Below are 7,472 nucleotides of genomic sequence, written 5' to 3' on the forward strand. Positions count from 1 at the left end.
CTGTATGCTGCAAGATTTTTCAAGGGGCGTGTTTAAGGGTGGCTAGGTTATTGGCTGGTTTGAGTAGGGAAAGTATTCAGAAAAGATTTGCAATTTTTATTCAAACCCATTAAAGTATTCAAGGATAAAACTTTCAAGGAGGCGGAGCTGTTGGGGAAACGGATTGAGCGTATTTATCAATTTTTATTGGAAAATACAGAAAATGGCTTGAATGAAAAGGGAACGACGACATCAGAGGTCGCTGATCAATTGATGATCCAACGAAGCAATGCCAGCAAAGATTTGAATCAACTTGTCAAAGAAGGCCGCGTTCAAAAGAGTGATACCCGGCCAGTGAGGTATTGGGTAGCTCAAGATGCACGGTCTGGGCCTGAGAAATATGTTCCAAGTTATAAAGAGAACCGCCCCCAAAGAGAGAAAGCTACGCCGCAGCGAGTGGATGTCAAATTGGGAAACCGTGATATTTTTTCAACGATCATTGGTGTGAACGGCAGCATGAAAAATGCTGTCGAACAAGCCAAAGCGGCAATTCTGTATCCTCCTAAGGGGCTAAATTGTTTGATCACTGGACCAACAGGTTCAGGGAAGACGTATTTTGCTCACGCCATGTTTCAGTTTGCGAAAAGCAATCAGGTGATCGAAGAGGAAAAAGAGTTGATCGTTTTCAACTGTGCCGATTATGCCAATAATCCAGAGTTGCTTATGAGCCATTTGTTCGGTTATGTTCGCGGTGCTTTTACCGGAGCGGATCAGGAGAAAACCGGAATCATTGATCAGGCGGATGAAAGTATGCTATTTCTAGATGAAATACATCGATTGCCGCCTGAAGGACAAGAAATGATTTTTTACTTTATGGATCATGGAACCTTTAGTCGATTAGGTGAGACTGGTAAAAATCATCAAGCCAATGTTCGCATCGTCGGAGCAACTACTGAGGATCCCAATTCGACATTGTTGGACACTTTTACTCGGAGAATTCCGATCAATATCCAACTGCCGTTTTTTGAAAAACGACCTGCCTCAGAAAAAGTGGATCTTGTTCGGGTACTTGTAGGACAAGAAGCAACACGAATCCAACGCACGATCACATTGACTGAAGATGTCGTTAAAGCGTTGATTGGCAGTGTCAGCTTCGGAAATATTGGTCAATTGAAGTCCAACGTTCAGTTGGTCTGTGCACGAGGGTTCTTGAATCATATGCAACAAGATGAAATCGAGATTGATTTGGACGAACTTCCCGAAGGAATCCGCTCAGGATTAATGGTCTTGGGGAATCGCCGAGATGAGTTAGCAGAGCTGTCCAAAATTCTTGAGCCGACTGTGCGTGTTCAACCAAACCAAAATCTTAATAATATTCAATCCGATTCTTATGAATTACCGTATAATCTTTACGATATTATCGGCGATAAAGCTGCTTTATTAAAAGCGGATGGGCTGGATCAAGAAGCCATCAATCATTTCATATCTACAGATATCAATGTTCATTTGAAATCATTTTACAAAGATCACGGCTTTTCTTTCAATTCAGAAAACAAATTGAGCGAGTTTGTGGATCAAAAAGTGATCACAGTGACAAATCGTATTTATGATCTGGTACGCACAAGGCTGAACTATGAATTTCAGCAAAATTTTGTGTATGCGATGAGCTTACACATTAGTTCTTTTTTGAAAAAAATTCATCTGGGAGAAGAACGGCATACCAATGACAATATTCGTCAAATGGTCGCCGACTATCCGAAAGAGTTTGAAGTTGCTAAAGAAATTCGTACATTTATTGGTGATAGTTTCAAAGTATCGATTCCTGAAAGTGAAACCTATTATTTGGCTGTTTTACTCGTATCTTTGCGGACTGCCCATTCCTCTGGAAAAATTGGTGTAGTTGTAGCAGCCCATGGGAACAGCACGGCAAGCAGTATGGTTCAAGTGGTTCAACAACTTTTAGAAGTGGATCAAGTGGCAGCAGTAGACATGCCTTTGGACATGCCGCCTACCGTTGCATTGAAAAAGATCGAAGAAAGTGTTCAAGCAGTTAATGATGGTAGCGGCGTGATTTTATTAGTAGATATGGGATCTTTAGCTACCTTCAACAATGAGATTCAGAGGGAAACAGGTGTGATTGTACGGACTGTCGATATGGTGACGACATCAATCGTTTTGGAAACAGTCCGAAAAGCCTCAGTTATCGGCACGGACATCGATAGTTTGTATGAATCGCTTAGAAAATTTCGCGGCTATGGTTCCGTTGAACAGCCGGAGGGTCACTTAAGCAATCATCATCGCAAAGCCATCTTAGCCATCTGTGCCTCGGGTAAAGGAACGGCTCAGAGGATCAAAGAACTAATTCAAAGTTCCCTCTCGAAACGTCAAAATCAGAATGTAGAGGTTGTGACACTTTCAGTGGCTGATTTAAAGACTGAGTTAGAACCCATACAAAGACAATATCAACTGATCGCCACGACAGGGATCATAGATCCAAAAATCGATGCGCCTTTTATTTCTCTGGAACGATTCATTGATCAAGATGTAGATCAATTGTTGGAAGAAATTTTGTTAGAGAATGATCTGAGTTTTGAACAAGACGTTGAACTTGGTGAAGAACAAGCAGAAGAAATTTGTTTTAAATATATGGAGCAAAACCTGACTTTTGTCAATCCGCGAAAAGTTATCGAGCCATTGTGGCAATTTGGCCATCAATTGATCAATGATTTAGAATTGACGGATGCAATACCAGGGTTTCAAATCAATTTTGTGCTCCACTCTGCTGGAATGATCGAACGGATCGTATTAAAGCAACCTTTAACTGTCGATGAACCCCTTGTTTCTGAACTGAAGCAAGAGCCGATGTACAAAAAACTTCACATCCATGTTCGCTCGTTCTCGCGCTTGTTAAATGTAGAAATACCAGAAAGCGAAGAATATTACTTAGCAGAGTTGATTAAAAATCATCAAGAAAAAACGGTTTTGGCTGATCAATAATACATTAAGAATAGAATACACTAAAAAAGATACACTTTTTTTCAGTGTATCTTTTTAGTGTATCATCAAGAGGCCGATTCTTAAGCCTTTCCAAAGATTAGTGTATTGTATAAAAGTTGGCACGCTTCTTGCTTCTATATAAGTGGATACAGGAGGTGAATGAAAAAAGTAAGGGATCCACAAATAGCCAGCGGATCGATGGATGTAGGAGGTTTTTACGATGGGAATGGATATACGTCTTGCTCGAATCGATGATCGTTTGATTCATGGTCAAGTAGCAACAGCCTGGTCGAAAATGACTGGTATTAACCGAATCATCGTTGTCAGTGACGAAGTCGCAAATGATCAGCTTCGCAAATTTCTTTTGAAAGAAGCCGCTCCGCCAGGAATCAAATCCAATGTCGTCACAGTGGCGAAAATGCTTGAGGTTGCACATAACGCATTATTTGATACCCAAAAAGTCATGTTATTATTTACCAATCCTCAAGATGTTGTCACACTAGTCAAAGGCGGATTACCGATTCATTCAATCAATATTGGAGGAATGAGCTTTTCGATAGGAAAGCGGATGATCACTAATTTTGTTTCTGTCAATGATCAAGACCTCGAATCACTGCTTTATTTGCAGAAACAGGGCATTGAAGTCGAGATTCGAAAAGTTCCTGCTGATCGTAAAATCTATTTGATGGATATTTTGGAAAAAGAGGGTAGTCACACTTGATTTTTCGTCGTTGCTTTTTTTCTTTCATTTAAGTGTCACATTTATCAATTTTGAAATAGGAGGTAAAAAGATGGTAGGAATTATCCTAGCAAGTCATGGAGAATTTGCAAACGGCATTTTGCAATCTGGTTCAATGATTTTCGGCGAACAAGAAAATGTTAAAGCTGTAACATTGATGCCAAGTGAAGGCCCAGATGATATCAAAGCAAAAATGCAAGAAGCAATCGCCACATTCGACGATCAAGAAGAAGTGTTATTCTTAGTTGATCTTTGGGGCGGTACACCTTTCAACCAAGCAAACAGCTTGTTTGAAGACCACAAAGACAAATGGGCAATCGTAGCTGGTATGAATTTACCAATGGTCATCGAGGCTTACGCTTCACGTTTTTCAATGAATACAGCACATGAGATTGCTGCACATATCATTGAAACAGCTAAAGAAGGGGTCAAGGTGAAACCAGAAGAACTTGAACCGGCAGAAGCTGCTGCTCCAGTTGTGGCTGACGATCAACCTAAAGGATCACTTCCTCCAGGTACTGTACTGGGCGATGGCAAGATCAAAATTGTATTGGCTCGTGTTGACTCTCGTTTGCTTCACGGACAAGTAGCTACAGCATGGACAAAATCAGTGAATCCATCACGGATCATCGTAGTATCAGATGCAGTTGCAAAAGACGACTTGCGTAAAAAATTGATCGAACAAGCAGCTCCTCCAGGAGTAAAAGCCAATGTTATTCCAGTAGAAAAAATGATCGAAGTGTCAAAAGACCCTCGTTTTGGTAATACGAAAGCATTGCTATTGTTTGAAAATCCAGAAGATGTATTGCGAGTAGTAGAAGGCGGCGTAGACATTCAAGAAGTCAACGTTGGTTCAATGGCTCACTCAGTCGGAAAAGTTGTTGTAAGTAAAGTATTGTCTATGGGTACTGAAGACGTTGAAACGTTCGAAGAACTAAAATCACGGGGCATCAAATTTGATGTGCGTAAAGTACCAAACGATTCACGCGACAACATGGATGAAATTTTGCGTAAAGCGAAAAACGAATTGTCGAACAAGTAAAAAGTATACAACTAAATAGGAGGTCTATCATGTCTATTATATCTATGGTATTAGTAGTAGTCGTTGCCTTTTTAGCTGGTATGGAAGGGATCTTGGATGAATTCCAATTCCATCAACCGCTAGTGGCATGTACATTGATCGGTCTAGTGACCGGTAACTTAGAAGCATGTATTATTTTAGGTGGATCATTACAAATGATCGCGTTAGGTTGGGCAAACATTGGTGCCGCTGTCGCACCGGATGCTGCATTGGCATCTGTTGCATCTGCAATTATTTTAGTTTTAGGTGGACAAGGACGTGGCGGTGTTGACACAGCCATTGCCGTTGCGATTCCTTTGGCTGTAGCTGGTTTGTTCTTAACAATGATCGTACGTACATTAGCTGTACCAATCGTTCACTTTATGGATGCAGCTGCTGAAGAAGGTAATATCCGCAAAATCGAAATGTGGCATGTGATTGCCGTATGTATGCAAGGGATCCGTATTGCGATTCCAGCAGCAGCATTGCTAGCAATTCCAGCTGCAACTGTTCAAAACTTCCTAGAATCTATGCCAGCTTGGTTAACAGATGGTATGGCTATCGGTGGTGGTATGGTTGTTGCCGTAGGTTACGCAATGGTTATCAACATGATGGCAACTCGTGAAGTATGGCCATTCTTCATCATTGGTTTTGTGATTGCAGCGATTTCTGAATTGACATTGATTGCGATCGGTGCATTGGCAGTAGCTATTGCATTGATTTACTTGAACATCACCAAAATGGGCGGATCATCAAATGGAGGCGGCGGCAGCAACACTGGCGACCCTCTAGGCGATATCTTGAATGACTATTAGAATCGAAGGAGGAGAAAAAAATGGCAGAAAAAATTCAATTAAGTAAAAAAGATCGTTTAGCCGTAGCATGGCGCTCTACCTTCATTCAAGGTTCATGGAACTATGAACGTATGCAAAATGGTGGTTGGGCATTCTCAATGATTCCAGCAATCAAAAAATTATACAAAACAAAAGAAGACCGTGCCGCTGCTTTGAAGCGTCATTTGGAATTCTTTAACACTCACCCATATATTGCTTCACCAATTCTAGGGGTAACTTTAGCATTGGAAGAAGAACGTGCCAATGGAGCCGCTGTCGATGATGTAGCGATCCAAGGGGTAAAAGTTGGTATGATGGGTCCTTTGGCTGGTGTCGGTGACCCTGTATTCTGGTTTACTGTTCGTCCGATGTTAGGAGCTCTAGGTGCTTCTCTAGCGTTAGGAGGAAACATCTTAGGCCCAATCATCTTCTTCTTGGCTTGGAATATCATTCGTTGGGCATTTATGTGGTATACACAAGAATTTGGCTACCGTGCCGGATCAAAAATCACAGATGACCTTTCAGGTGGTTTGCTGCAAGACGTAACAAAAGGTGCTTCAATCCTAGGGATGTTCGTATTAGGATCGCTTGTTCAACGTTGGGTATCAATTTCATTTGCACCAGTTGTATCTCGTGTCCCTCTTGATGAAGGAGCATATGTGGATTGGGCAAAATTGCCATCAGGTCCAGAAGGGTTACAACAAGCATTCCAACAAGTCGCTGAAGGCCGTGCATTAACAGATACGAAAGTAACAACCTTGCAAAACAACTTGGATCAATTGATTCCTGGGTTGGCTGCACTATTACTTACTCTGTTATGTATGTGGTTATTGAAGAAAAAAGTTTCTCCAATCATCATCATTATCGGTTTGTTCTTAGTCGGTATCGGTGGACACTTGATCGGATTGTTCTAATCTTTCAACTAAAAGTGCTTGGGGAAACCCAAGCACTTTTTATCTATTCGCCAAAAATCATCAGAACAAGTATAATAAGAAACAATAAGACGTAGAAATGGAGCAAACAAATTATGGTACAATCCCTGAACACCAAAGTTGATTTGACGATCGATGCGACCTCATTTTTGGGTATCAACGAATATGGCAAAATTATGATCGGCGACAAGGCTTTTGAATTTTACAACGACCGTGACCAGCGGAAGTTTATCCAGATTCCTTGGGAAGATGTAGATTACGTGATTGCCTCTGTCATGTTCAAAGGTCGTTGGATCCCAAGGTACGCTATTCGGACGAAAAAAAATGGCACCTATACTTTTTCTTCGAAAGAGCCCAAGAAAGTTTTGCGGGCGATTCGCGTCTATGTTGATCCGGATCATATGGTTCATTCTCTTGGCTTTTTCGATGTGCTAAAGCGGGCGTTCACTCGCAGAAAATAACATGCAGGCATATTCTTGTTCAAACCATAATTGATGTGGTACCCTTTTATTAGAAAGTTTAGGAGGGGTATTATGCATTTTTTATGGACATTGATCGTAGGTGCGGTCATCGGATCAATCGGAGGCGCAATCGCTGGTGAGAAACGCGGTTGTATCTTTGATATCGTAGCCGGGCTAGTTGGGGCATCGATTGGTCAAGCACTATTTGGAACATGGGGACCACAGATTGCTGGAATGGCAATTGTTCCTGCCATTATCGGAGCGGTCATTTTTGTCGCTGTTGTTTCGTTCTTCTTGGGACGTAGAAAATAACTTACAGCCATTCATTTTTTAATGAATGGCTTTTTTTTGTGACTTTTTCTCTGTGAGTTCGTATAGTAGGTATGGAGGGGTGACTGAGTTGGGAGATGAACTGTTAGCAAAAATATATAAAGATTACTCGCAAGACTGTTATTTGTATGCGTTTTATTT

Annotated in this window: 7 protein-coding genes; all 7 read left to right on the forward strand. The window is 41.2% G+C overall.

Features of this window, described 5'->3' with window-relative positions; genetic code table 11:
* The first annotated feature begins 150 nt into the window (after positions 1-150).
* Positions 151-2,976, forward strand: coding sequence for a sigma-54-dependent transcriptional regulator (locus AB5Z52_RS08515; RefSeq protein WP_005471136.1), 2,826 nt, complete (start codon positions 151-153; stop codon positions 2,974-2,976).
* A gap of 226 nt (positions 2,977-3,202) precedes the next feature.
* Positions 3,203-3,697: a mannose/fructose/sorbose PTS transporter subunit IIB gene (locus tag AB5Z52_RS08520; RefSeq protein ID WP_029486684.1), complete on the forward strand. Its 495-nt coding sequence runs from the start codon at positions 3,203-3,205 to the stop codon at positions 3,695-3,697.
* Positions 3,698-3,767: 70 nt separating this feature from the next.
* Positions 3,768-4,757 carry a mannose/fructose/sorbose PTS transporter subunit IIB gene (locus tag AB5Z52_RS08525; RefSeq protein WP_003126193.1) on the forward strand — a complete coding sequence of 330 codons (990 nt, stop codon included), beginning with the start codon at positions 3,768-3,770 and terminating at the stop codon, positions 4,755-4,757.
* 29 nt (positions 4,758-4,786) lie between these two features.
* Positions 4,787-5,590: a PTS mannose/fructose/sorbose transporter subunit IIC gene (locus AB5Z52_RS08530; RefSeq protein WP_003126194.1), complete on the forward strand. Its 804-nt coding sequence runs from the start codon at positions 4,787-4,789 to the stop codon at positions 5,588-5,590.
* A gap of 20 nt (positions 5,591-5,610) precedes the next feature.
* Positions 5,611-6,522: a PTS system mannose/fructose/sorbose family transporter subunit IID gene (locus AB5Z52_RS08535; RefSeq protein WP_003126195.1), complete on the forward strand. Its 912-nt coding sequence runs from the start codon at positions 5,611-5,613 to the stop codon at positions 6,520-6,522.
* Positions 6,523-6,635: 113 nt separating this feature from the next.
* Positions 6,636-7,001 (forward strand): DUF956 family protein, encoded by a 366-nt coding sequence (locus AB5Z52_RS08540; protein WP_005471141.1) that lies wholly within the window; start codon positions 6,636-6,638, stop codon positions 6,999-7,001.
* Between the two features lie 72 nt (positions 7,002-7,073).
* Entirely contained in the window at positions 7,074-7,313 is a 240-nt protein-coding gene (locus AB5Z52_RS08545; RefSeq protein WP_005471142.1) for a GlsB/YeaQ/YmgE family stress response membrane protein, read from the forward strand.
* The last annotated feature ends 159 nt before the right edge of the window (positions 7,314-7,472 follow it).

Origin of the sequence: Enterococcus sp. RTP21361st1_A6_RTP21361_211029 (assembly GCF_040910045.1) — a bacterium.
Classification (GTDB): Bacteria; Bacillota; Bacilli; order Lactobacillales; family Enterococcaceae; genus Enterococcus_D; species Enterococcus_D gallinarum.